We start from the raw sequence: 15,818 nt of genomic DNA on the forward strand, positions 1-15,818 counted from the left end.
GTGTATACAAATACCGCGTGGGAGAGAAGGCACAAGGGCGCGAATACATCAAAGAGGCCGAGGTAGCACCTCATCAAGAGCTCGGATATAAGCACGCAATCACACTAATAATGCTAAAAGTGGCTTGTACAATTGGAGGAGTCCATATAAGGCGGTTCACCCACCGATTTGTGCATTCATAATATTTAGTGGGAAAGTATTTATTGATCCCAAATTACCTTACTTTTTAATGTACTGTCCCGGTGGTTTGCCAAAGACTTTTTTAAACGCATTGCTAAATGCGGCGGTAGATTCAAAACCCAAATATTCAGCTGCTTGTTGCTGAGAATATCCATCTTTCAACAGCTCAATTGCTTTGATAGCTCTTAATTTCTGGCGCCAATCACTGAACCCCATCATAAAGCATTTGTGGAATAAGCGGTTGAGTGTCCGGGTTGATGCACCGACTTGATCACTCCAGGCCTCCAAGCTTATTTTGCATCCTGGATTTGTATGTAGCTCGGTCACAATGGGTAAGATCCGAGCATCCTGTGCACTTGGAATAAAAAAGTGGCACGTTGTAGCCGACGTTAGCCTATCAATAAAGACCGTAATAAATCGCTCTGTTTTTTCATCTAAGTGGTACTCTTCCTGCCAAGTACAGATCTCCAGTATAAATTGCTTCAGTAGTTCATCTACCGCAATTAGCTTCGCTTTATTCCCTAGCAACTCGGTGTATTTATTGTCGATATAGACACTACGAAAATCTCCACCGTAGCGACAATACGTCTCATGCGGAAGGCCTGGAGGTAGCCACAAAGCTTGATCGGGAGGGATCACGAAAGTGCCTTCAGGAGTTACAATTGTGATGACTCCGTTGCTTGTATATGCAAGCTGCCCCCACTCATGTTGGTGCCGTTGAACATGCTCCCACTCCGCTTTTTTTACCGCTCTTGGCAGGATTGGCCGGCCAAGGGTTGGCTTTAAGAAGCGCTTATATTTGGGCTGAATACGCCAAGGAGAAGTTGTCTGTTTTGATAAAGAACTTGGCATAATTATGTATATCAGAAATTAATGTGTGGCCATATTATAGCCATAACTTTTTAATAGTTGTGCTTTATGTGGAGATAATCATGAAGAATGCTTCTCAAGGATGGCAAAGTCCTTTTAATTTCTTAGTGCTCGCTACCGTAGTTATGGCCGTTACATTCGCAGGCTGGATGGCCATGCTCAATAACTTTGCGATTGAAGCCGCAAACTTCAATGGCGCTAATATGGGAATGTTGCAATCCCTGCGTGAGATCCCCGGGTTTTTAGCGTTTACAGCGGTATTTGTTTTATTGGTGTTAAAGGAGCAAACCTTCGCACTGATCAGCTTGTGTTTGCTGTCGCTTGGCGTCGCCATTACCGGCTTGTTGCCTACTATTTATGGTTTGTATGCAACTACAGTGTTAATGTCGATAGGTTTTCACTATTTCGAGACGCTGAATCAATCTCTCAGTTTACAATGGTTCAATAAAGATGAGGCACCGGCCAAACTAGGTATCTTGCTCTCTATTAAATCCATCGCTTCTCTGATCACCTATGCGGTAATATGGCTGGGTTTTAGCTACTTCTCCGCAGACTATCAGTGGATGTATCTGCTTATTGGAGGGGTTGGCTTTATCATTGCGCTATTTATGTTTATCGGCTTTCCAACCTTTGAAATGCATACTACGCAGCATAAAAAGCTCATTTTGAGAAAAGAGTACAGCCTATATTACGCCTTGATTTTCTTCTCGGGCGCGAGAAGACAAATATTTATGGTGTTTGCGGGTTTCTTAATGGTGGAAAAATTTGGTTTTGATGTTGCACAGATCACCGCGCTTTATATGTTGAATCATTTGATAAACATATTTATCGCCCCTAAGATTGGTCAAATGATTGGGCATATTGGTGAGCGTAAAACACTGACAATCGAATATGTGGGACTCATTTTTGTATTTATTGGTTATGCATTGGTAGAGTCAGCAAGTTTTGCAGCAGCGCTTTATGTCATCGACCATCTGTTTTTTGCGATGGCCATTGCACTCAAAACTTATTTTCAAAAAATTGCTCGGCCAGAAGACATCGCAGCAACGGCAGGGGTTAGCTTTACCATTAACCATATTGCAGCAGTAGTGATCCCAGCAAGCTTTGGCTTAGTATGGTTATACGATCAATCCTTAGTGTTTTACTTTGGTGCTGCACTTGCGGTGTGCTCATTGGTGTTGAGTCAATTTGTGAATACAGCCAATGTGCAGGAAAAGCTGGCTAAATCCGTGTAATGCTCCAGCATCACACGAATAGTGACATTGCAGTTTAGATACTGCGACCACACCAAACAACACGCCCTGCAATGCCGTGACTGTCGGCATTATCAGCGGTGATCTCCCAGCTCGGGTAATCAGGGTTATCACTGATCACTTTGAGCTGAGAGTGCTTTTGTTGCACTCGCTTAGCCATGAGACCCTCTTCTGTTTGAATGATATAAACCGCATCTTTACTGGGTTGATTCTGTGAAAGGTCAACGAGTACCATGTCGCCGTCTAGCAACGTGGGCTGCATACTATCACCACGGATAGAGACAAAGGCGAGCTTCTCTGAATACACGCCAAGATGGGAGTTTAGCCAACGACGGTTGAGTGCAAACTGCTCGGTAACTTCTTCATGACCAATTACACTGCCCATACCTGCACTGGCCTCAATATCAAGTTTAGGTATGAGGGTAAGTTCATCTTTAAGCTGACCTTGTGGTTTATCTAAGGGTTGTTCACCGGTGAGTAACCAGTTCAGATCAACGGCAAATAGGCTATAAAGGTGCTCAAGATATATCATTGAAGGGCGACTTAAGCCGCGACAAATACGGTAAATATGGGAAGGGGATTTACCTGTTAACTGGGCAAATTGGCGCTTATTGCCGCCTGCAAATTGCTCGACTAAGGTTACAAATCGTCTTGAAAATGCCGTACTCATCTCTTAATTATTCTCTTTATAGCGCCTAAACCCGCAAGCATACTGAGCTAAGCCTTATCTGTACAGTCTCGCTGCACTAGTTGGACATTTTATAAACGAGCATAATCACGGATGAATAAATGACGTAAAGAGGAGAAGTATTTTCTATTTTCATTAGACTAAGGTCGTAGTGAGTTGCGTTGTACGAAATTTGTCCATGCTGGTAGGCTAAGAATCGCAAGTTAACATTTATTTAAACTCGGCACGACTTGCTTTAGCCGACATACAACATGGAAAAAGGTAATGAAATATACAAATTTATTAATTGCACTTCCGCTCTTGGGCGCGATGGAAGTTGCACTGGCGGTAGACTGTAGTAACTTAACGCAATGGCAATCACAGCAGGTATATACAGGTGGCGACGCAGTCACCTATCAGTCAGCTAAATACACCGCGAAATGGTGGACACAAAACCAAAACCCAGCGCAAAATTCTAATACTTATGATGTCTGGCAAGCAAACGGTAGTTGTGATCCGGTAACGCCTGTGCCTTTAGTTTCGGTCACCTCTCCAAGCAGTAACGCACGAGTGTTAGTGGGTTCATCAGTTAGCCTAGCGGCGGCGGTAAGCCATCCGCAAAACACGGCAATCGACAGTGTTGAATTCTATCTCGATGGCACGCTTGTCGCCTCTGACAACAGTGCACCTTATGAGGTGATGTGGCAAGCGCAGGGACTAGGTAATCGCGCATTAACTGTCTATGCAACTGATGTGTCTGGGGCACGAGGTGCATCGAGTGCGGTGAACTTCAGTGTCGTGTCTGACGAGGTTCCTCCTGGCGATCCTAATTTTAAAATTGTCGGCTACTTCCCAAGTTGGCAGGGTGCAGTGAGTGATATTCAGTTTGATAAACTCACCCATATCAATTACTCATTTTTACTACCCAATGCAGATGGTACACTGAGACCGCTTGAAAATTTAAGCAAAATGACAGCGCTAGTAAACTCAGCTCACGCCAACAATGTAAAAGTGGGGATCGCCATTGGTGGCTGGAACGGGGGCGACGATAGTGCATTTGAGACATTCGCTAGTTCACAGCAAGGCAGAGCCCGTTTCGTGCAAGAGGTCATTTCGTTTGTAGAGCAGCATAATCTAGATGGCGTTGATATGGATTGGGAATATCCAGATCCCGGTGCTTCAGCAAATAACTATGCATTACTGATGAAGGAACTAAGCGTTGAGTTACGCGCCAGAGGTAAATTCTTGACGGCAGCTGTGGTGGCGCTTGGCTATACCGGTGGTGGCGTGTTGGAATCTGTATTCCAAGATATCGACTTTTTAAATTTGATGGCGTACGACGCGAACAATACTGATCATGCTTCTATGCAATACGCCAAAGACTCAATAGCTTACTGGCAAGGTCGTGGGCTCAGTAAAGAAAAAACGGTACTAGGCGTACCATTTTATGCAAGACCTACTTGGAAAGCGTATCGCACCTTACTGCAGGAGAACCCTGCCAATGCCTGTCGCGATAGTGATGGTAGCAGCTACTACAATGGTATCCCGACGATCCGCGCAAAAACGCAGTACGCTAAGCTCAATGCCGGTGGCATTATGAATTGGGAGCTATCCCATGACAGTAATGGCCCTGCGTCGCTATTAACAGCGAAATGGGAAGTTGCTAATGGTGTAACACCAAGCTATCAATGTCAGTAAATTATTACTTAACCTGAGGTTTGGATAAGGAATGTTCCAACTCATTGTTGCTAAAGCACAACTTAGTTTTCTCCTTGTCTAGCCAGAGAGTTTTAGGGAAAACAAGGCGAATTTACGCACCAATAGCTGGCTATTGGAAGTGAATTCAACGCAGTTAGCGCTAAAACTGGCTGCTAGAAAGGCATTAATTATCCGCAGCTCAGGTTACTTATAACTCAGCTCGGCGGCGAGTGAAAGCTGGCTGTTGAGCATATAGAGAGTTTGACTGAGAAATAGGCTAACTACATATTTTTATAATATCTAGCCTATATATGGTGGGAAATGCTTATAAACAGCGCTCCATTACGCTGCAGGTAACAGCCGGTGAACTTGGACGTTGACACCAGTAATCGTTATTAGTCGTTTCGCACATAACGCCGGTTTCTGGTCCTCTACCACCGGCTGCTTGCGGTGTGAGTTTTACGGCAAGTTTACTTTGTTGATAGTCTAATTGTTTTAGTTTTTTCTTTGCTAGGGTAAGTTTCATATTATTTTCCTTTGAAATAAGAATGTCTTAATAGACTATTTTACCCTACTGTATAGTTTACTAAATGTACAGCCCAAAGCGGTGACTACCCAGCTGCTGGGTAGTCACCTTATGTTTAAAGCGCTTTAAAACGAATAGCAACGCCGCCGCCGGCAGCCAGTTTTAATGTCAGCTTGTCGGCACTTGTTACCTTTTTGCGGTAAATATTCATTTCATACGGGTTTTGTTTCCATTCGGCTTTATTACCGTCCGCGTAGATTTGCGCTTCAAAGGTTTTACCTGACTCAAGGAAATCTAAAGTAATAGGAATTTCTCTCGCTTCCTCATCAGTTACTGCGCCTAAGAACCAATCGTTACCACTATATTGTTTATGCTTGCGCTCCTTTCTGGCAAAGACAACATAATCACCCACTTCTCCTGCAAGTGCGATACTGTGTTCCCAGTCGGTGGGTACTTCTTTAATAAACTGAAAAGCATCTGGCTTTGCTAAGTAATTTTCTGGCAAATCGGCCGCCATTTGAATTGGACTATAAAGCACAACATAAAGCGCTAATTGTTTGGCGAGGGTGGTTTGTGGGCGGTTGGTTTTATCGCCAAGGCCGTTGAAGCCCATGTCAAAAATACCCGGAGTAAAGTCCATTGGGCCAGCTAACATGCGGGTAAAGGCAAGCATTGGCACATGCTCTGGTGGGTTTGGTGGCGTGCCCCATGCGTTGAACTCTTGCCCTCTTGCCCCTTCTCTCGCAATCCAGTTTGGATAGGTACGACGCAGGCCGGTATCTTTGATTGGTTCATGCGTGTTAATACTGATCTTGTGTTTAGCCGCGAGTTTGACGTTGTCTAAGTACTCATTTGCCATAAATTGACCGTCGTGCCATTCGAATCTGGCATTGCCCTTGGCATCAATGCGTTTAATGTTGCCGCCATCGGCTACGTAACCGGTTTTAACTTGGCGAACGCCTGCTTTTTCGTAGAGTGCGAAAGCCGCCTCCATTTGATTGCGATAGTTGCTGACGTTACCAGACGTCTCGTGATGACCTATTAAGCGTGCACCTACTTTTTCTCCGTGCTTGGCTATTTCATCAATATTAAAGTCAGCATAGGCCTCGGTAAAGCTAAAGACATCACCGTTGAAGAACCAGTCGCCATCCCAGCCTATGTTCCAACCTTCAACTAACACGCCATCAAAGCCATTGTCAGCGGCAAAGCTCAAATATTCTTTAGTACGCGCCGTAGTCGCTCCATGCTTCTCGCCGCTGCCCCAGGTATTTTTGTTGATGTGCATGCCCCACCAAATGCCGATGTATTTACCCGGCTCAACCCAAGATACATCACCGAGCTTATTTGGTTCGTTGAGGTTTAAAATAAGGTGAGAGTTCAACAAGTCGGTGGCTTCATCGCCTATTTGCAGGGTGCGCCAAGGTGTATTGAACTTACCATTGGTTTTGACAGCAACGCCGTCTGACCAAGGTGTTAGATCGGCAACAAATGTTCCCGGGCGACGCTGGTTTAAGGTCATGCCCGCATAGTCAATTAGGGCCGCTTCATGCACACTGATATGAACCCCGTCTTGATTCTTTAAAGTAAATGGGGTGTGCACATGTGGGGCATCGTGCAGTGGTGTGGTGTTGTATACATATTCATAGCGATTCCAGCCACGAGCAGGGATCCACCACGCGGTACTTTTATCACTTTGTGCAAAGGCGAATTCGGTTAATTCTCTGGTGATATAAAGCGCTTGATTTTGAGCAACCTCATAGCGAAAGCCGACACCGTCATCAAATACTTTTACACGCACAGTATATTGCGGCGACTTGTCTGTCTGCTTAGCAAAGGTGACAGCAAGCTCATTGTGCTTATCTTGGATCACTCGGGCTTCGCCCCAAGGCTGTTGCCAACTGCTATCGACGCTATTACGCTGATGTGTGGTGATACTTAAGCCATCGCGCATCGATGCAGCTGTTGCGAAATCAAAACCAAGTTTAGACGGTTGAATAATGGTTTTGTCGTTAAAGCTGACATGGTAGGTCGGCTGGCTATTATCATCACTCAAGGTAAAAGTGATTTTTCCATCTGGCGAACTCACAGCTAAAGATGCGGCAAAGCTCGTAGTCGTAAACAAGCTTAATCCGATCAGGGAAAGTGACATGGGGCGCATAGTTTTTCCTTTTTGTTGTCGGCACGAAAATTCGTGTTCTTTTGCACATAAGCTAAGCTTACTGTTGTATGCTAACGTTCACGTAAAAGTTGCATACGTATTCATGCTGTAAATGCGATGAATGTAATAATTATTCCGCTCGGTCTAGTGTAGACAAGCTAAGAAAAATAATAAGGATAGGTTGAACTGCTTATGCTAAACCTAACAATTTTTGGGCGTATTGCTGTTGTGATAGCAATGCTACAAGCCGGCCTAGTCAATGCCCTTGAAGTGCAAATTGTCGATGCTGATAAACAGCCACTCGCGAATGCCGCGGTGTGGTTGCAAGGAGAAGGCTTTGATAATAAAAGAACGACGCTAGATTATAAAATGGAGCAAAAGGATAAGGCGTTTGTGCCCCATATTTTGATGGTGCAAGCAGGCACACAAGTCTCGTTTCCAAATTTAGATCCCATTCTGCACCACGTCTATTCGTTCTCTGCTGCAAAGCCGTTCGAGCTTAAGTTGTATCGCGATGACCCGAAACAAGTATTATTTGATCAAACCGGTGTGGTTGAGCTTGGCTGCAATATTCACGATTGGATGCTGGGTTATATCGTGGTTGTAGATAGCCCATTATTTGCGGTAACGGATAGCAGCGGCAAAGTATCAATCGACCTAGGTGCTCAGCAAGCCAGCGCACTAAAGCTGAATGTATGGCATGAAAGATTCGAAAATATAGACAAAATAGAACAGCATCCGCTCTCCGTCGTAAACAACACTCAAGCAATTACCTATCAAATTAAGCAAACACTGGTTGCTCCACTTCAGGATTTCTCCGATGGCTTCGATGATTACTAAGCTAAGCGCCGCTTTGGCATTATTCGCCATAGGGCAAGCAGGTGCCGTTGAGATTTCTGGACAAGGGCAACTGCAAACGACCTGGCAGCATGATGATAATCGTAAAGCTTGGTATCAGCCTGGGTGGGGCGTTACGCGTTTTGGGAAAGGGGAGTCAGACATTACGCTTAGTCGAGGAGCTATTGATTGGCGCGTAGATTTTGCTAGCGCTTGGTCTTTGCACGGGGTAACACAGTATGTGCCAGACCCAGATGACAAGCTCGGCTTTACAGAACTGTATTTGCAATATCGAACACTACCCAAAAATGGTCGCCGTTTTATTATGCGAGCTGGTGGCTTTTATCCGAAGTTTTCTATTGAGAACCCAGATATTGGTTGGTCGTCACCCTATACATACCAGTATTCGGCTATCAACGCTTGGATAGGTGAGGAAGTGCGGGTATTTGGCAGTGAAGTCGCGATTGAGCAGCCGCAAACGCGTCGTAGCCGAGGTCAGGGATTCAAAGGTGTGTTTGGTGTTTTTAAGGGGAATGATCCGGCTGGCACTTTACTCGCATGGCGAGGCTTTACCGTGCATGATAGGCAGTCGGTGTTTAACGAAAGTCTCCCCTTTGCTGCGGTAGAGTCGTTGAATACACCGCAGCTACAACATCAAGCACAGCATGTTGAACCGTTTTCGGAAGTAGATGGCCGATTTGGTTATTATGTTGGGTATCATCGCGACTTTTCAAACCGTAGTGAGATCAATGTCTATTGGCACGATAATAATGGCGATACAAGTAAGATCAATTACCGAACTGGGCAGTATGCGTGGGACACTAAATTTATTAGTGCAGCTTGGCGTTACAAGTTAACCCCGCAGACGCATATACTTGCACAAGGCATGCTGGGTAATACCGCCATGGGAGTCAATCGCGGCGTCGATAATGACTTTAATAGTTGGTTTTTGCTACTCACACATCAGCGCGATGACTGGCGCTTTTCCATGCGGGGGGAGCAGTTCAAAGTCATCGACAAAGATGATTGGCAGTTCGACCCAAACCAAAGTGATGGCCATGCACTGACCGCTACAGTGAAGTATCGAATTAATAGCAATTGGCTGGTGGGCGGTGAGTTTTTGAGTCTGACAACCACAGTTGCAAATCGCGAGGCCTTTAACGGAAAGACCAAGCAAAGCGATAATGTGTGGCGACTCAGTGCGGAGTATCGTTTTAATTTATAACAATAAACGTGACGCCCAAGGTGTCACGCTTATTCATGCCATACGATACGTTAGTCCAGTAGACGATTAATGCCGTTTAAGGCTGCAACGCGATAGGCTTCGGCCATTGTTGGGTAGTTAAAGGTCGTATTGATAAAGTACTCGATATTATTACCCGTTCCTTTTTGCTCCATAATGGCTTGGCCGATATGGATGATCTCGGATGCACGTTCACCAAAGCAGTGAATACCTAATATCTCTTTGGTTTCTGCATGGAACAAAATTTTCAAGCTACCGACTTCAGTGCCGGTGATCTGTGCACGAGCCAAATGTTTAAACTGGGCACGGCCCACTTCATAGGGAATGCGCGCAGCGGTAAGCTCTTGCTCAGTTTTACCAACAGAGCTCATTTCTGGAATGGTGTAAATGCCGGTTGGGATATCGGTTATCAAACGATCATCACAGGCACCATGCACAATTGCATTGGCCGCAATACGCCCTTGATCGAACGCTGCACTGGCTAGGCTTGGATAGCCAATCACATCTCCTACTGCGAAAATATTATCTACTTCAGTTTGGTAGTGTTCGTTGACTTTAAGCTGGCCGCGGCTATCAGCCTTTAGACCTACGCTTGCAAGGTTGAGTGTTTCGGTATTACCGGAGCGGCCATTGGCCCATAAAATGCAGTCAGCACGTACTTTTTTGCCAGACTGTAGATGCACAATAACCCCTTTGTCATGGGTCTCTACTTTCGCAAACTCTTCGTTATGGCGAATAACAATACCATTATTCCAAAAATGGTAACTGAGTGCGTCAGAGATCTCGGCATCCATAAAGGCCAATAAGCGGTCGCGGGTGTTGATGAGGTCTACCTTTGCGCCCAGTCCTTTAAAGATTGATGCATATTCACAGCCTATGACCCCCGCGCCGTATATCAATACGCGCTGAGGATTATGCTCAAGGCTTAAAATAGTGTCGCTGTCGTAGACTCGAGGGTGGTTAAAATCAACGCCTGGTGGGCGGTATGGACGCGAGCCTGTGGCTATTACAATGGTTTTAGCGGTGAGTAGCTCTTGCGAACCATCTTGGTGAATGACTTGTACTGTATGCGCGTCAACAAAGCTGGCATCGCCTTGAAATAAGTGAATGCGGTTACGACCGTAAAAGCTAGAACGCAATGTTGACTGTTTTGAGATCACATCACTGGCATGGTGCAAAATATCTTGAAAGGTATGGCGCTGCGGGCGCTCAGTAAAACGATAAAGTGGGTTCGCTTTGTACTCAATTAAACGACTGACAGAGTGGCGAAGCGCTTTTGAGGGAATGGTGCCCCAGTGAACGCAGCCACCGCCAACCGCATGCTGGCGTTCGATAACCGCGACTTTTTTACCACTTTTAGAGAGGTTCATGGCGGCGCCTTCGCCGCCAGGTCCGGTGCCTATAATAATGGCATCGTATTGATAGGATTGTGGAACAGTTTCGGTTTTTTCTGCAGCTTTTTTGCTCACGGCCTCACCCCTTTAGTTATTGAGGCCGCTGAACATTATGCCGTTTTCAGTAGCCTCGAATTTAGTGCAATCCAAGCTTGTTTTTGGCTTTCCCAAGCTTGTTCTAGCTCTTTATATTGTTGCATCAGTGCGGAATGTTCGCACTGTGCAAGTACTGCTTCTTTCTTCGCTTCGAGTACCTGCTTTTGCACAGTACAGTAGTTTTGAAGCTTTTTAAGAAGTAAATCATACTCTTGTTGTAACAATGTAAGCTTATCTTGCGCCAAAGGCAATTTTGCGAGACTGACTTTAGTCTTATTCAACAAGGTCTCCGCCTTGGCTTTTTCAATGCGTTCAACCGGAGTGCGTTTTAGCTTACTGGCAAGGCCTAGTGCTGCAAAAGTACGGATCAGCCATTTAGTTGGGTCATAGTGATACCAACGAATGCCATTACGGTAGTCGCTGGCAAAAATATGATGAAAGTTATGGTAGCCTTCACCGTAAGTGAAAAGAGCTAGCAAACCATTGTCTCGCGCGGTATTTTTTTCGGTGTAAGGACGACTACCCCAAATGTGCGCCAGTGAATTGATAAAGAAAGTAAAATGTTGACTGAGTACGAGTCTGAGTACGCCTGCAAGTAACAACATACCAAACACATTTCCGAGTAATAAACCTAGCACTAACGGGATGCCGATATTCGTAAGTAACACCAATTTCATATAGTGCTTGTGTTGCCACATCACGATAGGGTTACGTTGTAAGTCTCTGGCGTTATTATAATCACCGTAAGTCTCGCCTTGATAATCTCTCAGCATCCAACCGATATGGCTATACCAGAAGCCTCGTGTTGCGGCGTACGGATCTTTTACTGGGTCGTCGACTTGGCCGTGGTGCACACGGTGATCGCTACTCCAATGTAATATACTGTTTTGTAACGCGAATGCGCCACCCAACGCAAAAATAACTTGAATCACAGGATGGGCGTCATAGGCTTTATGCGCCCATAAGCGGTGATACCCAGCGGTGATCGACAGACCGGCGTAAAACATACAGGCAACAAAAGCTACCCAGTGGCTGGTGGTATAGCCGTATTCAAAGCCATACCAAGGCACCAAAGTGATCGCAGCTAAAAACGATAAGCTAAAGAACAGCACATTGGTCCATAAAATGGGTGGTTTTTTCATCAATTAATCTCAAAATCTAATTTCAGCGTACAACTGTACGCTAAAATAGTATTTCATTCTTGCTGCGTCAAGGTTTAGACTGCGGTTTATTGTTCTTATTTTTCGAAGCGAATTGGGGAAAGTCCATGGCTGGTGTACGCGCCCAACAAAAACAGAAGACCCGTCAAGCGCTTATCGAAGCGGCATTTAATCAACTAAGTGCTGAGCATAGTTTCTCGAATTTAAGCCTGCGTGAAGTCGCACGAGAGGCGGGTATCGCACCTACTTCGTTTTATCGTCATTTTAAGGATATGAACGAGCTCGGGCTGACTATGGTAGATGAAGCGGGGTTAACCTTGCGACAATTAATGCGCCAAGCAAGACGTCGCATCGCTAAAGGTGGTAGCGTGATCAATACTTCTGTGCACACCTTCATGGAATTTATTGAGCAGTCGAGCAACCAGTTTCGTTTATTACTGCGTGAACGTTCGGGTACGTCGCCTGCGTTTCGTGCCGCCGTTGCTAGAGAAATCAAACATTTTATCTTAGAGCTTGCTCATTACCTTGAAACAGAAACGGGAGTAGATACCCATCACGCCCACATGCAGGCTGAAGCAATGGTCACCTTAGTATTTAGCTCTGGTGCTGAGGCTTTGGATCAAGACCCCCCTCAACGCGCTGAACTGACCGAGCGTTTGAAGTGGCAGTTGCGGTATATCGCAAAAGGTGCCTCTGGTTATGCAAAACATCCAGAACCAATAAAAAAATAGCCTAAATTGGCTATTTTTTTATTGGTAATTAAAATTCAAAATAACCCTGCTCACTTCATATCCTATCTGTGTTCACTTCTGATCTTGAAATATATTTTCTAAAGTTGGCGTTTTTTTAATTTAAATTTCCATTAAAGTGAGTTTTAAACTCTACTTTTGGGATAATTTATGCTTGATTGTCGCTTTTGAAGCATGTTAAAACATAACCAATTCATCAACAGGAACACTTAGCTCAATGAAAATGACTGCGCGTATTTCACTCCTTCTTAACCTCCTACTGGTAAACCAGAGGGGTGGGGTGTAATTGCGCGAATTGAGCGACATTTACTGTAGACACCCCGCACTTGCGGGGTTTTTTTTGGCTGAGGATAAGGGTATGCAAGATAAAGTCTGGATTTTCGATACAACATTAAGGGACGGTGAGCAGGCGTTAAAAGCCAGCTTAACAGAAGAAGATAAAATACAGCTGGCGCATACCATTAGTCGTCTCAATGTGGATGTTATGGAAGTGGGTTTTCCAGTATCAAGTCCGGCTGATTTTCGTGCGGTACAACGCATTGCTGCCGAGGTAAAAGGTCCTGCGATTTGCGGCCTTGCGCGTGCGGTTAGTAAAGATATCGACGCGTGTGGCGAAGCCCTTAAAGGTGCTGAGCAGCGCCGCATTCACACTTTTATTGCAACCAGTCCTCTGCACCTAGAACATAAGTTAAGAATGAGTCTAGATGATGCGACTAACATGGCGATTAAGGCCATTACTCAAGCCAGAAAGTACACTGATGATGTTGAGTTTTCATGTGAAGACGCCGGCCGTACGCCTCACTCTGATCTGTGTCGTATTGTTGAAGCGGCGATTAATGCCGGTGCATCTACGATTAACTTGCCTGATACCGTAGGTTACGTCACACCAGACGAGTATGCAGCGATGATTTATCATATTCGAAATAATGTACCTAACATCGACAAAGCCAGACTAAGTGTCCATTGTCACAATGATTTAGGACTTGCGGTGGCAAATTCAATCGCGGCGGTACAAGCCGGTGCAAGACAAATCGAATGTACCATCAATGGTATTGGTGAGCGTGCAGGTAACTGCTCACTAGAAGAAGTGGCGATGATTATGAAGATGCGTCAAGACCACCTAAAAGTGCACACCGATATTCGTAGCGAAGAGATTTATCGCGCGTCGCGCCAAGTTGCTAAAATCTGCAATATGCCGGTGCAGCCAAACAAGGCAATTGTAGGTGAAAATGCCTTTGCACATAGCTCGGGTATTCACCAAGACGGCGTCTTAAAAGCACAAAACACCTATGAAATCATGGCACCAGAAACCGTTGGCGTGCCGAGTAACCAGTTAAATATGACTTCACGCTCTGGTCGACATGTTATCGAGCATCGTCTTACCGAGCTTGGCTATCAGAAATCGGATTACGATATGGATAGCCTGTATGAAAGCTTCTTGGCGTTAGCCGATCAAAAGGGCACGGTTTACGACTATGACCTTGAAGCGATGATTTATTTCAACCAAATCAAAGATAAAGACGAGCGCTACCAATTACAGTTCGTCAATGCATCTTCTAACTCTCAATCTATCGCGAGCGCGACTGTGGGGATTGCCTTGAATGGTGAGCTTAAGCAAGAAGCGGCAACCGGCAACGGTCCTGTAGAAGCGGCATTTCTAGCTATCGAGCGTATCACTGGCATGGCGGTGGAAGTGGTGGAATATAACCTTGATGCGACGGGTAAAGGGGCAAGTTCACTGGGCCAAGTCGATATTATTGCCAAGTTTGATGGTAAGCAATATCACGGTATGGGACTTGCAGCCGACATTGTCGAAGCGTCAGTGAGAGCCATGATCCGAGTATATAACCTAATTGATAGAGCACAAAAAGTGTCTAGCCTAAAACAACAAAGGAAAGCAGGATGAGTCAAACAAACTACAAAATCGCAGTACTAGCTGGAGATGGAATTGGTCCAGAAGTGATGCAAGCCGCTGAGCTGGTATTAGATAAAGTGGCGACTAAGTTCAACTTTGCTTTAGAAAAATCACCACAAGCGATTGGTGGTGCGGCCATAGACCAATTTGGCGAAGCCTTACCCGCAGCGACATTAGCCGCGTGTGAAGCCGCTGATGCGATTCTGTTTGGCTCTGTGGGTGGGCCTAAGTGGGAGCACTTACCACCAAATGAGCAACCAGAGCGGGCATCCTTATTACCGCTTAGAAAGCACTTTCAGCTATTTTGTAATCTGCGTCCTGCGCAGCTATTACCCGCATTGAGTGCAGCCTCTCCACTACGCAGTGACATTAGCCAGCAAGGTTTTGATATTTTATGCGTTCGTGAGCTTACTGGCGGGATTTATTTTGGCGAAAAAGGTCGCCAAGGTGAGGGCGAAAGCGAGTCGGCGTTTGATACGCAAACCTATTCGCGCAAAGAAATCGAACGCATCGCCCGTTTTGCTTTTGATGCAGCGAGACTTAGAAGCAATCATGTGACGTCTGTAGACAAAGCCAACGTGTTGGCAACCAGTGTACTGTGGCGTGAAGTAGTCAATGAAGTCGCGAAAGAATACCCAGATGTGACGCTTGATCACATCTATATCGACAACGCTGCGATGCAGTTGGTAAAGCAACCAAGCCAGTTTGATGTGCTACTGTGCGACAACCTGTTCGGTGACATCCTTTCTGATGAATGTGCAATGATCACGGGTTCCATGGGGTTATTACCATCGGCAAGTCTAAACCAATCGGGCTTTGGCTTATATGAGCCAGCGGGCGGCTCAGCACCAGATATCGCCGGTAAAGGGGTGGCAAACCCAATCGCACAAATCTTAAGTGCCGCGCTGATGCTACGTTATTCATTGGGGCAGGATGAAGCGGCACGCGCAATTGAAAAGGCAGTAGCAGAGGCGGTGAAAGATGGTGTAGGTACACCGGATATCTATCCTCAAGCAGGATTTACTACTATGGATGTCGCGCAAGCGATCGTCGACAGGGTTTAATAAAGGTA

At 45.5% G+C, this 15,818-nt stretch carries 13 protein-coding genes; 7 read left to right on the forward strand and 6 right to left on the reverse strand.

The genetic code is table 11. The features are described from left to right. Positions 1–219: 219 nt before the first annotated feature. Positions 220–1,032, reverse strand: coding sequence for a helix-turn-helix domain-containing protein (locus EXT48_RS00345; RefSeq protein ID WP_039491539.1), 813 nt, complete (start codon positions 1,030–1,032; stop codon positions 220–222). 80 nt (positions 1,033–1,112) lie between these two features. Here EXT48_RS00345 and EXT48_RS00350 point away from each other — a divergent pair, with 80 nt between their 5' ends. After that, positions 1,113–2,285 carry an MFS transporter gene (locus EXT48_RS00350; RefSeq protein WP_130163272.1) on the forward strand — a complete coding sequence of 391 codons (1,173 nt, stop codon included), beginning with the start codon at positions 1,113–1,115 and terminating at the stop codon, positions 2,283–2,285. A 34-nt stretch (positions 2,286–2,319) separates the two neighbouring features. Here the strand turns inward: EXT48_RS00350 and EXT48_RS00355 are convergent, their stop codons facing one another. After that, positions 2,320–2,973 carry a S24 family peptidase gene (locus tag EXT48_RS00355; protein ID WP_010604302.1) on the reverse strand — a complete coding sequence of 218 codons (654 nt, stop codon included), beginning with the start codon at positions 2,971–2,973 and terminating at the stop codon, positions 2,320–2,322. Positions 2,974–3,255: 282 nt separating this feature from the next. Here EXT48_RS00355 and EXT48_RS00360 point away from each other — a divergent pair, with 282 nt between their 5' ends. Further along, positions 3,256–4,668 carry a glycosyl hydrolase family 18 protein gene (locus EXT48_RS00360; protein ID WP_130163273.1) on the forward strand — a complete coding sequence of 471 codons (1,413 nt, stop codon included), beginning with the start codon at positions 3,256–3,258 and terminating at the stop codon, positions 4,666–4,668. A 325-nt stretch (positions 4,669–4,993) separates the two neighbouring features. On the opposite strand, the gene EXT48_RS00365 is transcribed toward EXT48_RS00360, so the two are convergent. Both EXT48_RS00365 and EXT48_RS00370 read right to left on the reverse strand, forming a co-directional pair. Further along, entirely contained in the window at positions 4,994–5,194 is a 201-nt protein-coding gene (locus EXT48_RS00365) for a hypothetical protein (protein WP_130163274.1), read from the reverse strand. 115 nt (positions 5,195–5,309) lie between these two features. Then, positions 5,310–7,343: a glycoside hydrolase family 97 protein gene (locus EXT48_RS00370; protein ID WP_205992043.1), complete on the reverse strand. Its 2,034-nt coding sequence runs from the start codon at positions 7,341–7,343 to the stop codon at positions 5,310–5,312. A 201-nt stretch (positions 7,344–7,544) separates the two neighbouring features. Here EXT48_RS00370 and EXT48_RS00375 point away from each other — a divergent pair, with 201 nt between their 5' ends. Both EXT48_RS00375 and EXT48_RS00380 read left to right on the forward strand, forming a co-directional pair. Continuing rightward, complete coding sequence (locus EXT48_RS00375; RefSeq protein ID WP_130163276.1) at positions 7,545–8,192, forward strand: methylamine utilization protein; 648 nt, start codon at positions 7,545–7,547, stop codon at positions 8,190–8,192. Further along, positions 8,173–9,414 (forward strand): hypothetical protein, encoded by a 1,242-nt coding sequence (locus EXT48_RS00380; protein ID WP_130163277.1) that lies wholly within the window; start codon positions 8,173–8,175, stop codon positions 9,412–9,414. The genes EXT48_RS00375 and EXT48_RS00380 overlap by 20 nt, the downstream gene beginning before the upstream one ends. Before the next feature lie 50 nt (positions 9,415–9,464). Here the strand turns inward: EXT48_RS00380 and sthA are convergent, their stop codons facing one another. Together sthA and EXT48_RS00390 are read right to left on the reverse strand one after the other, a co-directional pair. Then, positions 9,465–10,901: a Si-specific NAD(P)(+) transhydrogenase gene (gene sthA / locus EXT48_RS00385; RefSeq protein ID WP_102055852.1), complete on the reverse strand. Its 1,437-nt coding sequence runs from the start codon at positions 10,899–10,901 to the stop codon at positions 9,465–9,467. A 35-nt stretch (positions 10,902–10,936) separates the two neighbouring features. Next, positions 10,937–12,064 carry a fatty acid desaturase gene (locus EXT48_RS00390; protein ID WP_010374369.1) on the reverse strand — a complete coding sequence of 376 codons (1,128 nt, stop codon included), beginning with the start codon at positions 12,062–12,064 and terminating at the stop codon, positions 10,937–10,939. A gap of 125 nt (positions 12,065–12,189) precedes the next feature. Between EXT48_RS00390 and fabR the strand changes: the two genes are divergently transcribed. The 3 genes from fabR to leuB all read left to right on the forward strand — a co-directional run bounded on the left by fabR (position 12,190) and on the right by leuB (position 15,810). Beyond that, entirely contained in the window at positions 12,190–12,813 is a 624-nt protein-coding gene (gene fabR, locus EXT48_RS00395) for an HTH-type transcriptional repressor FabR (protein WP_010374371.1), read from the forward strand. 376 nt (positions 12,814–13,189) lie between these two features. Next, a complete protein-coding gene (gene leuA / locus EXT48_RS00400) occupies positions 13,190–14,737 on the forward strand; it encodes a 2-isopropylmalate synthase (RefSeq protein ID WP_130163278.1) in 1,548 nt (515 codons plus the stop codon). Then, a complete protein-coding gene (gene leuB, locus EXT48_RS00405) occupies positions 14,734–15,810 on the forward strand; it encodes a 3-isopropylmalate dehydrogenase (protein ID WP_130125708.1) in 1,077 nt (358 codons plus the stop codon). Before leuA ends, leuB begins: the two co-directional genes overlap by 4 nt. The last annotated feature ends 8 nt before the right edge of the window (positions 15,811–15,818 follow it).

The sequence above is a fragment of the Pseudoalteromonas sp. CO348 genome (genome assembly GCF_004208845.1).
GTDB lineage: Bacteria > Pseudomonadota > Gammaproteobacteria > Enterobacterales > Alteromonadaceae > Pseudoalteromonas > Pseudoalteromonas maricaloris.